Below are 16,264 nucleotides of genomic sequence, written 5' to 3' on the forward strand. Positions count from 1 at the left end.
CAGTTCCCTTCCCGGCACAACGCGTGCCAAATCAATCAAACGCGCGGCTTGGCGCGATTCGTAGGCATGGCGGCCATGGGATCGTCCGGCCAATAATGTTTGGGGTAACGGCCTTTGAGATCTTTTTTCACTTCGAAGTAAGCCTCCCGCCAAAAACTCGCCAAATCCTTCGTCACCTGTACAGGACGCTGTGCAGGCGATAATAAATGCAAAGTGAGCGGAACCCGGCCCTTGGCGATTCGCGGCGTGTCGGCCAAGCCGAACATTTCTTGCAGCCGGACAGATAAAGTCGGCGCTTCCAACACGCTGTAATCAACGGGAATCCGCGAACCGCTGGGCACCTGTATGTGAGTCGGCGCCCACTCCTCCAACCTGCGACGCTGCTCCCATGTTAGCATTTCCTCTAATAGATTTGTCAAGTTCAGCCGCCCAAGCGCGCCTTTGCTCGTCATGCCGTACAGATGAGGCGCTAACCAATCCTCTAAGGTTGCGAGCAGCGCATCTTCCCGCATATCCGGCCATTCGCCGTCATGGCTGTGCAGAAAAATAACCCGCTGCTGCAGCTGCCGCGCACTGCGGTTCCAGGGCAGCGCCTCCAGGGACTCTGCCCGAATGCCAGCGATCAAGGCTTGTACAAGCAGATCAGGATTCGGCTCCTGCAAAGGCTTTTCTTTAAGCACGATGGCGCCAAGGCGCAAACGTTGTCTGGCCTTAACGGTGCCGGCCGCCGAATCCCAAACCACTTCCTGCTCCTGCAGCAAACGGCCCTCGAAAGCTTCCAGCAGCTCATCTTCCGGCACGGGGGCGGCTAAGTAGATGCGGCTTTCCGCGCCGCTGTCATCCAGCTCAGCCGCAACCAAGTAGCGCTCGTTCGAGAGCGCCTGCAGCTCCGGCAGCACGGCGCCGCGCCCGCTGCTGAGCAGGTACCGGCCCGTCGAGCGCCGCTGCGCGACGCGATCGGGGTAAGCGAAGGCGAGCAGCAAGCCGCTCGCCGAAGCCCGCTGCGCGCTCGGCCGGATGCCGAGCGACTGCATCAATGCTTTGGCTTCCGCCGTAATCCGGCGGCACAAGCCAAAGTCTGCCTCTGCGCGCTGCTCGCCCTGCGCAGCGCGCCAGAGCGCTTCGATGCGGGTGCGCACATCCGCATCACGGCTGCGAGCGCTCGACAGAATGTCGCGCTCGCTCAGCAGCACCGCGAGCTCGCACGCAAGCGGGCCGAGCTCGAGCGGCACGGCTTGCAGCACCATGTGCGCAAGCCGGGGGTGCAGCCCCAGCGCGGCCATACGCTTGCCATGCGCGGTCAAGCCCCCGTCCTCGCGCAATGCGCCCAGCTGCACGAGAAGTTCCCGCGCCTGCCGGTATGCGGCGGCAGGCGGCGGATCCAGCCAGACCAGCTCCGCCGGGTCTGTCACGCCCCAGGCGGCCAGCTCGAGCGCCAGCGGCGCCAGATCCGCTTCGCGGATTTCTGGCGTTGAGCTGGGTGCGAGCTGCCGCTGCTCGGTCTCGGTCCACAGGCGGTAGCATACGCCTGGACCGAGACGGCCGGCCCGGCCTCTGCGCTGATCGGCAGAGGCTGCGGACACAGGCACCGTCGTCAGGCGGGTCATGCCGGTGCGCGGAGAGAAACGCGGCACGCGCATGAGGCCGCAGTCAATCACAACCGTGACGCCTTCGACGGTTAGCGAGGTCTCGGCGATTGAGGTAGCGAGCACAACTTTGCGGTGCCCGGGCCTGCATGGCGCTAATGCGCGGTCCTGCGCCTCTTGGGCCAGATTACCGTACAGAGGTGCAACTTCCACCTCAGCGCCTAGCTGCTGTGCGGCAAGACTGCCGGCAACACGATGGATTTCGGCTGCGCCCGGAAGAAAGACGAGCAAGCTGCCTTCGTTCGCCTGTAACGCTTGCCGAATCGTTTTGACCACAGCGGTTTCAAGTCTTTCATCTTGTTTGACGCTCAAGTAATGCGTTGTAACGGGATAGGCCCGCCCTTCGCTTTCAATAATCGGAGCCTGATCCAGCATGTCCGCAACCGGTTTGGCCTCAATGGTTGCAGACATGATGAGAATACGCAGGTCCTCGCGAAGCAGCGTCTGCGATTGCCGGCTGAGAGCCAGCCCCAGATCCGCATGCAAGCTTCGTTCGTGAAACTCGTCGAAAATGACAAGCCCAACCCCTTCCAAAGCGGGATCCGTTTGGAGCATCCGGGTAAGGACACCTTCCGTGATCACTTCAATCCGGGTAGTCGGCCCGATGCACGTATCGTTTTTGACCCGGTATCCGATCGTCTGGCCAACGGCTTCACCCCGAAGTCCCGCCATATAACGGGCCGCAGCTCTGGCGGCAAGTCTTCTTGGCTCCAGCATAAGGATCTTTTGGTTATGCAGCCATGCTTCTTGCAGCAGCGCAAGCGGAACTTGCGTCGTTTTCCCGGCACCGGGCTGAGCGACCAGCACGGCACACGGGTGAGTTCTTAATGCTTCTTTCAATTGGGGAAGCACGGCCTCAATCGGCAACGTATTCAATTCCTTCACTCCGAGCTTTCAGTTAGTTGTAATTTGTCGAATATTATTCGGAATTCCTCCTGTAAAAACTGTTCCTGACCCACGCAATCGTGTATACTGAAGAAATATCTGGTCACGAAAAGGAGAACTTGAAGATGAATGTACATGAAGCGATATCCAAACATTCGAATGCACAGCATATGCATCTCGTGCGATTTGCCGAACTGGATGCACAGCGCGAGAGTGCGATTGACGCTGCTGTCGATTTGTGCAGAAAGGGGCTTCCGTTTACCGTTGATGCCATTAATGCGGTTACGGCCCGAATCATCGCCCATGCCAAAGAAGGTATTTCTCCCCTCCGCTCTTATGTAACCGAAGACATGGTTCGTGATTACGTAAACAAGGGGTAGGGAGATAAAAATACATGGGAATTCTTACTTTTATTGCAATGCTGCTTATAGGATCGGCCTTCAGTGCCGGATTTCTGCTTATGTTTAAGCGTAGAACCATGCTTGGAATTGTTTGTTTCGGACTCTCCGTCCTAGGGTACATCGCTTACACTTACATAGCGACAAAATACTTCGTATAGCACTTTGCGTGTGCGAATGCAGAACCGGTCCGGTTGCCCGAATCGGTTCTTTGTCATGCGAACAGCCCGTTTTTCTTCAGTGTTTTGAACACAAGGTCATAATATGCCGCAGGATGCGGAACCAAATCCTCCAGCGTTACGAGTTTGTCCGTTTTTTCCAGTTGACCGTCTGCTCCGGTTTGATAGCCGCATGCCTCCAGTTGGCCGATTTCTCCATGCACTAGACGCTCTAGCCCTGACGTACTCACTTTAAAAAGGCCCGTAACCTTATCAGCCTGTAATACATATTTCGTCAACGGTTGGTCGCAGCGGTAAATAAACACGTGGCAAAACTCACGATCGATGAGATCGTCCGACATCAGATCCTCTTCAGCGAACAATCCGCAAGGAATTAGCTCGGTGAAATCAACCGTCAATCCTAATTCTTCCTGCAGTTCACGTGCGCCGTCTTCAACCGTTTCCCCCGCTGCCAGATGTCCGGCACAGGAAATGTCCAGCAAATTCGGAAATAAATCTTTATCCGGGTGTCTCAGCTGCAGCAGCAGGGAAGGCTCCGCCCCTTCCAAACTTACGATCCAGCACTGAAAAGTGATGTGCCACAATCCTTTCTCATGCACTTCCGAGCGCGGTGCCTTTCCGATCCATTTCATTTGCTCATCATAAATATCGAACATTTCTTCTGACTTGTTCAATGTGCCCGCTTCCTCCTCAAACAGCTTGACAGCAGCGCTATCTTCGTGTTTTTCGTGATATTTTCATGGCATACAAATCTTCTTCCAATGCGCTCATTCTATCCATCGCCGTTTTGCTCGCATCTTCGATAGCCTGATTATAAATCGGAGCAGTCAGCTGCCCGATCATGAAGTCAATCAATTGCTCTGCCGCTAAGCCGCCCATTGTGACCCCGTGGTCTGCCTCCATATATTCCTGCAAGTCATGGATCAGAGCTTCCTTTTCTTCCTTCGGTAATTTCAATGGTTTCATGTCGAAGCTCCTTACTCAAATATCGTTAAATCGATTTCTTGAAAACGGCTGACTTCCTTTACCCAACGCTCGGCTACGTAATGCATATGTACGGGATGTCCATTGTACGCGTCATAAGCCGCCTGATTAGCAAAAACCATCGAAAATGCATAATCGTAATCCGTTTTGGCACTCACTTGACGAAAGACTTCAAATTGCTCAACGCCCGGTATGGCCGCAAGCTCTTGAGCGCTGTCTTTTAGGAATTGCTCTGCTCCCGGAGTATCCTTGCCGACATGCAAATTAAAAACAACCATATGTTTAATAGGTTTTGAGTTCATCGTTCATTTCTCCTTTTTTAACCAGCTTCACTTATTATAGCGGATTTTGTCCTAGCGAACTACAGAGCGCCTGCGGGAATAAAATCGGAAGCAAGTGTACACGTTAAGCCTGAACGTTAATCTGACGCAGAAAGGCTGATGACCGGTGGAAAATAAAAAGCATACGGGCAATTACAAAGGAACTACGAATATGAACGCCAAAAATCAAGACTTAGAATTCGTCAATGACACATTAGAGAATGCGCCTAGCCTAACCCAAGTCAACATCGCGCAAGATGATTTGAGCGAAAGCAATGAAGAGCGGCAATTAAATCAAAAGTAAAATATCAACGCGGAATCAGGGCAGCTGGCTTATTCGAAGCTTATCGGATAGCCTTCTGCTCTATTTCGCTTTTCTTAAACTTGGCATCCCCTTCAGCTTGCGATACTATAAGATGAGTAAAAAGCAAAAAGGGGTTGTTGCATGTTGGAAGAAGCAATCGTCATTGGAGCCGGGCCTTGCGGATTGTCCGCCGCTATCGCCTTACAGCGCGAAGGACTGTCTCCGTTACTTATAGAAAAAAATTGTATCGTCAACGCCATCTATTTATATCCTACGTATTTGCAGTTTTTCAGCACGCCGGAGCTGCTTGAAATTGGCGGCTATCCTTTCACCACCCCGCACGAGAAGCCATATCGCCAAGAGGCTTTGGTGTACTACAGAGAGGTGGCGCGAAGAGAGAACCTGCGTATTCATTCCTATGAGGAAGTTGTTTCTATTGAAAAAACAGAGACAGGATTTACCGTTTATACGGAGAATCAGTTTGGCAAAAAAACGATGTACTCTGCTAAGCGGGTTATCGTAGCTACCGGCTATTTCGATCATCCGAACATGCTGGGCATCCCCGGAGAAGATCTGCCAAAAACGACGCACTATTATAAAGAAGCCCATCCCTACTCGGGAGCCAAGGTAGCCATTATCGGCGGGAACAACTCCGCGGTCGACGCCGCCATGGACTTGCTCAGAGTTGGCGCTGAAGTTACCGTCATTTATCGGGGCAAAGACTTTTCGGCCAATATTAAACCGTGGGTTCGTCCGATTTTTGAAAGTATGGTGAACAAAGGCAGAATCCGGATGTGGTTTAACTCCCAAGTTGTACGAATTGACGAACAGACGGTCTTGGTGCGAAAAGAAAACGAGGAAGTCATGCTGGGTAATGACTTTGTGCTTGCCCTTACCGGCTTCCGGCCGGATCGGGGACTGCTGACATCGCTCGGCGTCGGTTTCCATGAAGAAACGAACGCTCCCCTTGTTAATCCCGAAACGATGGAAACGAGCATTCCGGGCTTATACGTTGCGGGAGTCGTCGCTTCCTCCAAATACGATGCGAACGAAATTTTCATTGAAACAGGCCGCATGCACGGTCTGGCGATCGCCAAACATATTGTGTCCGAGAGGAACCTTCAATCCAGCTGATTGGAGGTTTTTTTCTATGAAAATTTTTCCTGTTTTTCAGAGATTCCTCTTCCAATACGAACGTTTGTTTGATATAATAAAAACAAGAACAAATGTTCCATTTAGATGAGGAGGTAGTTACATGATGAACGCCAGTCACAATTTCCGTTTTATTGAGAGAGATTATTGGTACCACAAGGCATTGTGTGACACTGACCATCTTCTTCCCGGACAGATTGACGCCATGCTGGATGAAGCGCATTCTCACTATGCCGATTACACATTCAAGTTTTATGACGACGGCTCTGTGATCATTATAGACAACGATACGAACAACCGTATTAAACCGAAAGAATTAACAGGTGCCGTATATGACTTTTACATACGCAAGCGAATTTATTTGATTAAATACAACTTGATGGAGAAACAGCTCCAATATGCCTGAGTGAAGCACACAGAAGGCCATCTGCCAGGACATTCGTCCTTAACAGATGGCCTTCTCCTTTAATTCACACTGTGATAACGAAAGCATTGTTGATTATGATCGTTCACCATGCCAACGGCTTGCATATACGCATAGCAGATCGTAGAACCGACGAATTTGAACCCGCGCTTCTTCAGATCCTTGCTCATAGCATCGGAAATTTCCGAAGTGGCCGGTACTTGGCTCATATTCGTCCAGTGATTTTTGATAGGCTGACCGCCAACAAATCCCCAAATATAGCTGTCGAATGACCCGAATTCTTCCTGCACTTTCAAGAAAGCTTTCGCATTCTGCACAACGGACGCGATCTTCAACCGGTTACGCACAATACCTGGGTGCAGCAGAAGCTCGGCCAGCTTCTTGTCATCATACTGAATGATGAGTTGCGGATCAAATCCGTCAAACGCTTCGCGATAGCCTTCCCGCTTCTTCAGTATGGTATACCAGCTCAATCCAGCTTGAGCGCCTTCCAAATTCAACATCTCGAACAATTGGAGATCATCGTGAACAGGAACTCCCCATTCATGATCATGGTAATGGACATATAACGGATCCTCATTGACCCAAGCGCATCTGACCGTCATTTCTATACTCACCTCATCCAGAAATCGAACATACGTTCCATTTGATTATAAAACCAATACGAACAGATGTCCAGCTTCAATTAACCTATGGTAAGAATGTCATAAAATTGTTTCGTATTGCGCATAATTGTATCCGCTACTTGATCTTCCGGCGTTTCGTGCAGAAGCGCAATTTCGTGGATGACGGCATGAATCATGCGCGGATGAGTCATCTGTCCCTCGAATGTTCCTTCGAATGGCCAAGGACCGTCCGTTTCGACCATGAGCAGCTCGAGCGGATAGCTGCGAACCAATTCACGGATCTCCTCTTCATATTGAACATCCGGCGTAATGGAGATATAGTAGCCCGCCTGAATCATTCGCTGAACCGTCTGTGGCGATCCTTTGAACCAGTGAAAATGCGCCTTTTTAACACCATGCTTCTGTAGAAGATCGCACACGATATCGGCATCTTCATATACGGCATGCAGGACGGCGGGTTTGTCTACATGAGCTGCCAGCTCCAAGAAACGCTCAAGCAGCCGGACATAAGGGGTATAATCCAGCGTTTCCCCCTTCTCTTCTGCTTCCAGCCTCATATAGTACGGCAAGCCGATCTCGCCGACAGCAGCCATCTCGCTGGCATGATCGCGAATCCACGCTAACAGTTCATCAAGCTGAGTCTCGGCAGGCAGCTCTTGTTCCGGGTGATAACCATATGCGGCATACACCTGCTCAGGCGCGTCCGCACGCAGCCGTTCCGTTGCCTTGCAGGAGGCCAGATGCCTTGATACAGCGATAAGTCCCTCGACTTGGGACTGCGCCAGCTCCGACAGAATCGTGTGCGCCATGCCCTCTTCATACATATCCAGATGAATATGAGCATCAATAGCTTTTATCATGACATCATCTCCTGACGCAGAAGGCTCTGAATACGCTGCCGAAGCTCGTGGAATTCCGGCTGCGTCATCACTTTTTCTTGGCGAGGCCGCTCAAAGGGCACAACCAGCTCTTCGATCACTCGAGCAGGTTTGTTGGAAAGAACATAGATGCGATCCGATAGAAATAACGCCTCTTCAATGCTGTGAGTCACGAACAGAATGGACCGTTTGTTCTGCTCCCATATGTTCAGCAGCCATGATTGCATGGCTTGCCGGGTTAGTGCGTCCAGGGAACCGAAGGGCTCGTCCAGACACATCACTTCCTGAGGACTCAGCAGCGCCCGCAGGAAGGAGGCGCGCTGCTGCATGCCGCCTGACAGCACATGCGGCAGCTCGTTCTCATAGCCGCCAAGTCCTACCTTCGGCAGCCACTCTCTCGCTTTTTCCAATGCAGCCGCACGCGATTGTCCGGCGACTTCTTGCGAGAGCGCTACGTTCGCCTCGATAGAGCGCCATGGAAACAAAGCGGGCTGCTGCGGCATATAGCTGATAAGCCCTTTGCTGCCGGTTACGTTGGCGTCATCCAGCCAAACTTCCCCGGACGAAGGGGCAATGAGACCGCCAATAATGTGAAACAGCGTGCTCTTCCCGCTGCCGGAAGGACCGATGATGGACACGAATTCCCCGTCATTAACATGCAGTGAGATGTCCGTCAGCACGGGGACACGTTGTTTTTTGCCAGTGAACGCATGATGAATGCGTCTAAGCTCAAGTTTGCTCATGCCTTTTCTCCCCTTCCCTAAGATGACCGTTTGGCATTCCACCGGATGACAAGCTTCTCAAGCCCTGCAATAAGCCAGAAGAACAGCAAGCTGAGCACGACAATGATGAGAATGGCGACAAATTCGCGATCAGCGCGAAAGGCTGATTTCTGCAAAATCATATAGTAGCCAAGCCCGACTCCGCCGCCCAGCCATTCCGCAATGACTGCTCCCATGACGCTGTAAGTGGCCGATATTTTGAGTCCCGTAAAGAGAAAGGGCAGGGCATGCGGCAGCTCTAATTTATAAAAGATTTGCCGTTTGGTTGCGCCAATCATTTGCATATAGTTGTACATATTCCGGTCCGTTTGCATAAACCCGTCCAAGGTCGACATGGTAACGGGAAAGAAGCAAACGAGTGCAATCAAGATAAGTTTAGGTAAAATGCCAAAACCGAATAAAATAATAAGCAGCGGCCCGAGTGCGATGACCGGCACATTTTGCGACAAAATGAGCAGCGGATAAAACCCGGCCTTTAAGAAAGCCACGCGATGCAAGCAGCTTGCGACGATAACGCCGCCCGCTGCTCCAACCATAAACCCCATTAACATTAAACGTACTGTAGCAAATGTATGCATCCAAACCCGCGGCATGTCCGTCGTGCCGTCCTGCCAGATTTTGAGCGGGCTTGGAAGCAGCCAGCTGGCCGCCCCTCCCCAAGTCACGGCAAGCTGCCAAATAAGCAAGAGAAGGATGACCACAACTATCGGTGGCCACCCTGCTTTCAATCCGTTCTTCAGTTTCATTATCTGTATTTCTCCGTCAGCTTGTCCATGGATGCGCCGGACGGATTAAAATATATTTTCACTTGTGAGATCACGTTAGGGCTGCCCATCTCAATCATGGCGGCATTCATATCCTGAATGATGAGCATAAGTTGATCAAGCTCGCCTTCCATCGTCGTTTCCAACGGGGATACGAAATATTTCACGCCAGACTTGGCGATAACTTCAATCGCACGATCCACATAAGGGATAACATCTTCATTGTTTTTTGTTTTAGGAATGATTTGAATACTGACGAGTGCGTTAGCCATTGTAACTGCCCCTTCCGACCAATAATGTTATTTCGAGCTTGCTGGCAAGAAATTGTTCGTAAATGCTGCGTCCACATCGAGATTTTTCTCCAGAAGCTTATGCTCAAGCATCCAGTTCGCATAATTCTCCCAAACTTGACGCTTTTGTTCGCCCCAACGCGGCGCATCGTCCTGATAACGCGGGCTGAGCCATTTTTGGCTGGCCATAACGAGCTTTTTGTCCAGATCCGGAACGGCTTTGATCAAAATGTTAGCGGCATCCTCCGGTTTGCTGATTGCGAACTGGTACCCTTTCGTTGCCGCAGCCGTGAACGCTTTTACAAGCTCAGGCTTCTCTTTAATCAGCTTTTCGCTTGTTGCCAGAACCGGCGTATAATAATCCAGCTTGTCCGAGTATTTGTTCAAATAGATCATGTTAAGCGGCTCGCCGCGAAGCTCGGCGTCAACCCCGGTCCACGCATAGTAAATCCATGCGAAATCGATATCTCTTTTGACCGCTGTGAAGTAATCCGCATCGCCGATGTTTACAATTTTCACTTTGCTTGGGTCGGCTTTCTCGGATTGCATCAGAGAGTCGATCATCGCGCTTTCGGAAGGCGCACCCCAACCCCCGTACGTTTTCCCTTGGAAATCTTTCGGAGTCTTGATGTTTTTCGCTACCGGGGAAGCAAATCCCGAAGTATTATGCTGAATGACAGCGGCGATCGAAACAAGCGGTACGCCTTGAATACGCCCTTGTGTAATGCTTTCCTGGTAAGAGACGCCGAATTCAGCGGCACCCGAAGCGATCATCGCATCCGCACCCGCTTCGCCAGGCGCAATGATTTGTACATTCAACCCTTCTTGTTCAAAAAATCCTTGATCCTTCGCGACGTACAGACCGGTATGGTTCGTGTTTGGCGTCCAATCCAGTACAACCTTCACATCGGTAAGCGGTTTTGCCGTGTTAGCCGGACTAGCGGAGTTAGCTGGCCCAGCCTCTTGTTTCCCGCAGCCTGCCGCAAGCACAGTCAAGCTCACGAGCATAAGTGGTGCAATCTTCTTCCAATTCATTTCTTGTTTCCCTCTCCCTTTATGCTATGTAACCACAAGAAAAAGCCCCCGATATCCGGGAGCGCCATAGGTAGAAAAATGATAAACCCATTCAAACGATAAGGAATGGACGTGCATTTTGTGTGGATTCTCTACGCTGGCATTACCCAGATCAGATTAACGGTTAGTGACAATTACGGTCACAATCTCAGCCTGACTCTTCAAGCTCCCGTGGGTTCTTATTGGTTTGATACTACCATACCGCATGTTCGCTATGAATGCAAACAAAAACGGTCATTCCTATACACAAAAAGTGTTGACAGGGACACATTCGTTTACTTTTTCGCCAAATTTAACTGCCATGTCACACCGAACCGGTCTCCGACCCAACCGAATTTCTCACTGAACGGATATGAACCAAGCGGCATATACACCTTGCCGTCTTGCGAGAGTGCAGCATATACCCGTTCAATTTCCTCATCGGAATCACAGTTAACATAGAGTGAAATTGCCGGAGTAAACGAAAAATCATGCTTAACATAACTATCGATGCACATGAAGACTTGTCCATGCAGCGCAAATGTCGCGAGCGCCACACTTCCCTCCGCACCGGCTTCGCCTGCGCCATACCGCTTGATCTCCACGATTTCTGACTGATCGAACAGGGACGTGTAAAGCTTCATGGCCTCCTCAGCCTGACCTTCAAACATCAAGAATGTCGAAATCTTTTGGCTCATCGCACTCACGTGAAAAACTCCTTGTCCATTAGTTAATTGTACAGCCATTCTTTCATTTGCAATCCCATTCGCTTCGCATCCTCATAGCCAAGCTCATGCAGCGCTTCCAGCTTTTTCGGATTTTTCTCCATCCGGCCCACGAGCACCTTGGATGAAGGACGAATGACCATTGCGCTGCCGTCGGCTTCCATTTGTCTCACAAGCTCAAGCGTGCCGTTATAGATTTCACTCCGATTGACGAGCACATCCACAAGGCCGTCATACTGAGGATAAAAACTTTTGGCTAACCACCGCTGTTTAAACGGAGTCTTGCGATAACCCATCTCTTTGGTTAGCACGATGACGTGCTTTCTGTTCCCGTCAGCAACCGATTTCTTCACGGGAATTGGATCTACCAATCCGCCGTCAAACAACGTGCGTCCTTCGTAATGCATCGGTTTGGCCACAAATGGCAGCGAGCTTGATGCTTGAACGATCGGCATCGTTTGCTGATCAAGCTGATGTTTCGTGTAATAAACCGGTTCGCCCGTATGCGCATCCGTAGTCCCAATAGCGAACTGCTGCGGCGAGCTATAAAAAGCATCGTAATCAAACGGCACCAAACGATTAGGCAGCTCATTAAAAATAAAATCCATACCGAAAATGCTTTTATGGCGCAGCAAATTGCGGTAGCTTAAATATCGGTGGTCGCCAATATAGTCAATCGTCACTTTTTTATTCCGTCCGGGTTGTTTCGAAATATAAGATACCGCATTGCAAGCCCCTGCCGACACACCGACAACATACGGAAAATACCACTCTTGCTCCATAAAGTATTCCAAGACTCCCGCGGTGTATACGCCACGCATACCTCCGCCTTCCAGTACGAGTCCAATCCCTTCCATGGTGACACCTTCTTTCAGTCTGTCTCTAGCCCCCTACTAGCATACAGGAAATGTCAATTAAAAGAAATGCTTCTCCATCTCCGAAAAAGAGACAAAGAAGCAGGTTCAAGGCATTTATTTATACGGATTCGGGATTAACCACAGATAAACCGCGTTTTTGACGAATTTTCCGAATGATGATTCCATGGGTTGGGGATAAAAGGAAAGCGAGGACAAACATGGCACCGGCAGCGCTTATCATGCAGCCGGCTATCGAAGCATCGAGCAAATAGGCAGCGTAATATCCAGCTACAGAACTGATAACTCCCACCATCACACTAAGTACGATCATTACATGCAGTCTCTCCGTTAGCAGATACGCCGTGGCTGCCGGCACAATTAACATCCCCACTACCAGGATGGCCCCGACACTTTCAAAGGAAGCAACCGTCGTAATCGAGACTAATCCCATTAAGAGATAGTGGAACAATACGACCGGTATGCCCACTGCGGCTGCCAGCGCCGGATCGAACGAGCACAATTTGAATTGTTTATAGAAAAGACCGAAAACAAGAGCGCTGAGCATAAGAGCAAATCCAACCGCCCAAACCGCTTTAGGTCCTATGCTTACCCCACCGATTTCTATGGTATTCCAAGGCACATAGGCGATCTCCCCATAGAGCACGCAATCCAAGTCCAGATCAATTTGCCTTGTATATAAACTGATAAGAACGACACCGACGGAGAACATAGCCGTAAAAACTACACCGATGGAAGCATCGGACTGCAATCCGCTCTGTTGGAACAATTGAATCAAGAACACGGTGACCAGACCGATCACTGCCGCGCCAATCAGCATAAAAATCGAACCTCTGGACCCGCTTATTAAAAAAGCAATCACGATACCGGGAAGCACGGAGTGGCTGATGGCGTCGCCGATCATGGCAATTTTGCGCAGTACAAGGAAGCAGCCGACAAGAGAACAAGCCGCAGCGACTAGAGCTGCTGTCAGTATAATCCAAAGATCATTCAACTTGGCTCACCCCTTTTGCTTTCACGTACGACTGCGGCTGCGGATCCTTAAGTACTTGCTGTTTCATCGATGTTCGGCGGAACCATTTCATGACCAGCCCGCGTTTAGGGGCAAACAAGAGCGAGAATCCGAACAATCCGGTAGCAGCCAATACGCTTAACGGTCCCGTCGGCAAATTACTGCCCAACGTGCTTAAGTAGGTTCCGGCAAAGCCGCTGAACGCTCCGAAAACACCAGACAATATGACCATCCAGCCGAGCTTTTCCGTCCAATATCTGGCGGCGACAGCCGGTGTTATCAGCAAAGCCGCCATCAAAACGACACCTACGGCTTGAATGCCGACCACGACGGCAACAACGATCAGAAACATCATGAAATGGTCTAATATTTGCACTGGAAAACCTAGCCCTCTGGCGTACCCGGGATCAAAGCTGAGCAGCTTAAATTCTTTAAAAAACAAGGTGCAAACACCGACCAATACAAACGAAATGATAGCCATTGTAACAACATCCGAATGTACCATAGAGGCCGCTTGCCCGAACAGAAATTTATCAAGCCCGCTTTGATTGCCGCTGGAGCTATGTTGGATTTGCGTTAGCAAGACAATGCCTACTCCGAAAAAGACGGACAAAACAATGCCAAGCGCCGAATCCTGCTTGATTTTGGAATACCTCGTAATCCAGCCGATGCTTAATGTGGCTAACAAACCTGCGGCTGCCGCGCCAATCAGGAAGAACAGAATCGATTTGGAGCCTGTGATCATAAAGGCAATGCACACCCCAGGAAGCGCTGCATGCGATAAGGCATCCCCCATCAGCGATTGCTTGCGCAAATAGGCAAAGCTTCCTAATACTCCGCTGCTTAAACCAAGCAGCGAGCATCCAAGCAATATCCAACGTGCATTCGGATCCAACCATAAGTGAAGCAGTGAGCTGAGCACGGTGATCACCTCATCCTATTAACGTATGGGAGTGTTCCTGATCCCAGATCGCCAGTTTTCCGCCATACGTTTGCTGTAATTTTTCCTTGGTAAACACTTCGTTCGTCGGGCCGATATCCACAATCCCTACATTGAGCAGGATAACCCAATCAAAATATTCTTGAACGGTGGATAAATCATGATGGACCACCAGAACTGTCTTCCCTTGCTTCTTAAGCTCACCGAGCAGCGTGATGATCGCTTTCTCCGTCGCGGCATCTACGCCCACAAACGGTTCGTCCATAAAATATAAGCTGGCATCCTGCGCTAGCGCTCTAGCTAAAAAAATGCGCTGCTGCTGTCCGCCGGACAACTGGCTGATTTGCCGGTCTGCGAACTCAGCCATACCCACTTTTTCTAAACATGACATCGCGATCTGTTTTTCTTTGCTGCCAGGCCGGCGGAACCAGCCCAAATGCCCGTATCGCCCCATGGTGACAACATCCAGCGCATTCGTCGGAAAATCCCAATCGACGGATTCTCTCTGGGGCACATATCCGACAAGCTTGCGCTGTTCTTTATAAGGCTTGCCATAAATCTTTACTTCTCCGGATAAGCTTGGGATTAAACCGAGTGCCGCTTTAATTAAAGTCGACTTGCCTGCCCCGTTTGGCCCTACAATCCCAATCAGTTTGCCTTCCGGCACCGTTAGGGATACTTGCTCCAGAACAGGCTTCTTATGATAAGCCACCGTCATATTTTGAATGGAAAGCGGCGCATCCGTATGCTTCATGTCATTTCCCCCTTGTAAATAGATTTCTTGTTAAAGCGCATCGATTTGCGCCTGTTATTTCAAAGCCTTCACAATCGTATCTACGTTGTGGCGAACCATCCCCACGTACGTTCCTTCCGGCGTTCCCGCTGCCCCCATCGCATCTGAGAATAATTCGCCGCCGATCTGTATCTCATGTCCTTTCTCCTTTGCTCCTTGGATAACCGCTTCGATGGACTTTTTGGGAACACTGGACTCTACGAAGACAGCTTTAATCTTTTTCTCAACTAAGAAATCACGAAGCTGACTAACGTCCTTGGAGCCGTATTCCGACGCGGTGCTGATGCCCTGAAGTCCCTTCACTTGAATGTGATAGGCATCCCCGAAGTACCCGAATGCGTCGTGCGCCGTGACAAGAACACGGGTTGATTCTGGAATTAGACCAATTTGCTCGCGCGCGTATCGATCCAACTCTTCGAGCTTGACTAAGTAGGCAGCTGCGTTCTTGCTGTAGTCTTCCTTATGTGCCGGGTCCAACTCGCTTAAAGAGTCGCGCACCTGCTCCGTCGCCTTCATCCAGTGCTTCACATTAAACCAAATGTGCGGATCGTATTCCGTAGCCATCTCTGCACCGGAACGCAATGTTGTACGGTCTATTTTGTCAGACACGGCAACCGTCGGCTTTTCCTTCCCCATTTTCTCCAAAATCTCAACCATTTTGCCTTCAAGGTGCAGGCCATTGTAGAAAATGATTTGCGCATCGTCCAGCTTCTTCATGTCTCCCTGTGAGGCTTTGTACAAATGCGGGTCAACTCCCGCGTTCATAAGCCCCGTTACCTTGACATGGGTGGAACCCACATTCTGAACGATATCCGTTATCATGCCGATCGTCGTAGTTACTTTAATCTCCTTCCCCGTCCCGGATGCCGGTAAGTTTTCATTTTTCCCGCAGGCCGATACGGTCAACATCATGCCTAGTAAGGCAACCGCAGCACCCTTCTTCCAAATCCCCTTCGACTTCACTTCGTTCATTCGCCGGTTCCTCCCCGTTCGTTTTTCAAATTGGTCAAGCCCACATTTGTTTACCTAAGGCAACTTTATCTCATGTACATTATTAACCATTTTCGATAATGTTGCAATAGGGAAAAATATTTTCATTAATACACATTTTTAACCATGTCCACAAAATAGACCCTCAAGTTAAAATAGGGACGAATCAAGGATAAACGACTTCGTAGTCCTTTTAGGACGAGCGCGTTTGTCAAGGTAGATGCGAAGCAAAAGTATAAAACTT

20 protein-coding genes are annotated in these 16,264 nt (G+C 50.2%); 4 read left to right on the forward strand and 16 right to left on the reverse strand.

The features are described 5' to 3' along the window. Window positions 1–35 precede the first annotated feature (35 nt). The gene (hrpB, locus tag AC3WRW_RS23145; RefSeq protein ID WP_492548638.1) at window positions 36–2,522 is read right to left on the reverse strand and encodes an ATP-dependent helicase HrpB; all 2,487 of its coding nucleotides are present in this window, start codon (window positions 2,520–2,522) and stop codon (window positions 36–38) included. Window positions 2,523–2,656: 134 nt separating this feature from the next. Between hrpB and AC3WRW_RS23150 the strand changes: the two genes are divergently transcribed. Continuing rightward, window positions 2,657–2,911, forward strand: a complete 255-nt coding sequence (locus AC3WRW_RS23150) for a YpbS family protein (RefSeq protein ID WP_171685838.1) — start codon at window positions 2,657–2,659, stop codon at window positions 2,909–2,911. A gap of 232 nt (window positions 2,912–3,143) precedes the next feature. On the opposite strand, the gene AC3WRW_RS23155 is transcribed toward AC3WRW_RS23150, so the two are convergent. From AC3WRW_RS23155 to AC3WRW_RS23165, 3 genes are read right to left on the reverse strand one after another with little or no spacing between them, the layout of a single operon-like run. Beyond that, window positions 3,144–3,782, reverse strand: coding sequence for an NUDIX hydrolase (locus AC3WRW_RS23155; protein WP_492548639.1), 639 nt, complete (start codon window positions 3,780–3,782; stop codon window positions 3,144–3,146). A gap of 37 nt (window positions 3,783–3,819) precedes the next feature. Continuing rightward, entirely contained in the window at window positions 3,820–4,074 is a 255-nt protein-coding gene (locus tag AC3WRW_RS23160) for a DUF2164 domain-containing protein (protein ID WP_492548640.1), read from the reverse strand. Between the two features lie 11 nt (window positions 4,075–4,085). After that, a complete protein-coding gene (locus tag AC3WRW_RS23165) occupies window positions 4,086–4,394 on the reverse strand; it encodes a Dabb family protein (RefSeq protein WP_492548641.1) in 309 nt (102 codons plus the stop codon). Between the two features lie 145 nt (window positions 4,395–4,539). Between AC3WRW_RS23165 and AC3WRW_RS23170 the strand changes: the two genes are divergently transcribed. From AC3WRW_RS23170 to AC3WRW_RS23180, 3 genes are all read left to right on the forward strand, one after another. Then, window positions 4,540–4,716 (forward strand): hypothetical protein, encoded by a 177-nt coding sequence (locus tag AC3WRW_RS23170; RefSeq protein ID WP_492548642.1) that lies wholly within the window; start codon window positions 4,540–4,542, stop codon window positions 4,714–4,716. A gap of 144 nt (window positions 4,717–4,860) precedes the next feature. Then, complete coding sequence (locus AC3WRW_RS23175) at window positions 4,861–5,850, forward strand: YpdA family putative bacillithiol disulfide reductase (protein ID WP_492548657.1); 990 nt, start codon at window positions 4,861–4,863, stop codon at window positions 5,848–5,850. A 121-nt stretch (window positions 5,851–5,971) separates the two neighbouring features. Next, on the forward strand, window positions 5,972–6,274 hold the full coding sequence (locus tag AC3WRW_RS23180; RefSeq protein WP_492548643.1) for a hypothetical protein: 303 nt from the start codon (window positions 5,972–5,974) through the stop codon (window positions 6,272–6,274). A 59-nt stretch (window positions 6,275–6,333) separates the two neighbouring features. On the opposite strand, the gene AC3WRW_RS23185 is transcribed toward AC3WRW_RS23180, so the two are convergent. From AC3WRW_RS23185 to AC3WRW_RS23240, 12 genes are all read right to left on the reverse strand, one after another. Continuing rightward, window positions 6,334–6,897 (reverse strand): DNA-3-methyladenine glycosylase I, encoded by a 564-nt coding sequence (locus AC3WRW_RS23185; protein WP_492548644.1) that lies wholly within the window; start codon window positions 6,895–6,897, stop codon window positions 6,334–6,336. Window positions 6,898–6,977: 80 nt separating this feature from the next. Then, entirely contained in the window at window positions 6,978–7,778 is an 801-nt protein-coding gene (locus tag AC3WRW_RS23190) for a TatD family hydrolase (RefSeq protein WP_492548645.1), read from the reverse strand. After that, window positions 7,775–8,539 carry an ABC transporter ATP-binding protein gene (locus AC3WRW_RS23195; protein ID WP_492548646.1) on the reverse strand — a complete coding sequence of 255 codons (765 nt, stop codon included), beginning with the start codon at window positions 8,537–8,539 and terminating at the stop codon, window positions 7,775–7,777. The genes AC3WRW_RS23190 and AC3WRW_RS23195 overlap by 4 nt, the downstream gene beginning before the upstream one ends. A 17-nt stretch (window positions 8,540–8,556) precedes the next feature. Continuing rightward, window positions 8,557–9,324, reverse strand: a complete 768-nt coding sequence (locus AC3WRW_RS23200) for an ABC transporter permease (RefSeq protein ID WP_492548647.1) — start codon at window positions 9,322–9,324, stop codon at window positions 8,557–8,559. Next, the gene (locus AC3WRW_RS23205; protein ID WP_167054316.1) at window positions 9,324–9,614 is read right to left on the reverse strand and encodes a thiamine-binding protein; all 291 of its coding nucleotides are present in this window, start codon (window positions 9,612–9,614) and stop codon (window positions 9,324–9,326) included. The genes AC3WRW_RS23200 and AC3WRW_RS23205 overlap by 1 nt, the downstream gene beginning before the upstream one ends. 27 nt (window positions 9,615–9,641) lie before the next feature. Then, entirely contained in the window at window positions 9,642–10,667 is a 1,026-nt protein-coding gene (locus AC3WRW_RS23210) for an ABC transporter substrate-binding protein (protein WP_492548648.1), read from the reverse strand. A gap of 314 nt (window positions 10,668–10,981) precedes the next feature. After that, window positions 10,982–11,383 (reverse strand): VOC family protein, encoded by a 402-nt coding sequence (locus AC3WRW_RS23215; protein ID WP_492548658.1) that lies wholly within the window; start codon window positions 11,381–11,383, stop codon window positions 10,982–10,984. A gap of 32 nt (window positions 11,384–11,415) precedes the next feature. Beyond that, window positions 11,416–12,267 (reverse strand): patatin-like phospholipase family protein, encoded by an 852-nt coding sequence (locus AC3WRW_RS23220; RefSeq protein WP_492548649.1) that lies wholly within the window; start codon window positions 12,265–12,267, stop codon window positions 11,416–11,418. A 118-nt stretch (window positions 12,268–12,385) separates the two neighbouring features. Further along, window positions 12,386–13,279, reverse strand: a complete 894-nt coding sequence (locus AC3WRW_RS23225) for a metal ABC transporter permease (protein WP_492548650.1) — start codon at window positions 13,277–13,279, stop codon at window positions 12,386–12,388. Further along, a complete protein-coding gene (locus AC3WRW_RS23230) occupies window positions 13,272–14,219 on the reverse strand; it encodes a metal ABC transporter permease (protein WP_492548651.1) in 948 nt (315 codons plus the stop codon). The genes AC3WRW_RS23225 and AC3WRW_RS23230 overlap by 8 nt, the downstream gene beginning before the upstream one ends. A gap of 10 nt (window positions 14,220–14,229) precedes the next feature. Next, complete coding sequence (locus tag AC3WRW_RS23235; protein ID WP_492548652.1) at window positions 14,230–14,991, reverse strand: metal ABC transporter ATP-binding protein; 762 nt, start codon at window positions 14,989–14,991, stop codon at window positions 14,230–14,232. A 54-nt stretch (window positions 14,992–15,045) separates the two neighbouring features. Then, window positions 15,046–16,002: a metal ABC transporter solute-binding protein, Zn/Mn family gene (locus tag AC3WRW_RS23240; RefSeq protein ID WP_492548653.1), complete on the reverse strand. Its 957-nt coding sequence runs from the start codon at window positions 16,000–16,002 to the stop codon at window positions 15,046–15,048. Between the last annotated feature and the right edge of the window lie 262 nt (window positions 16,003–16,264).

It is taken from the genome of Paenibacillus sp. FW126-R14, assembly GCF_058789495.1.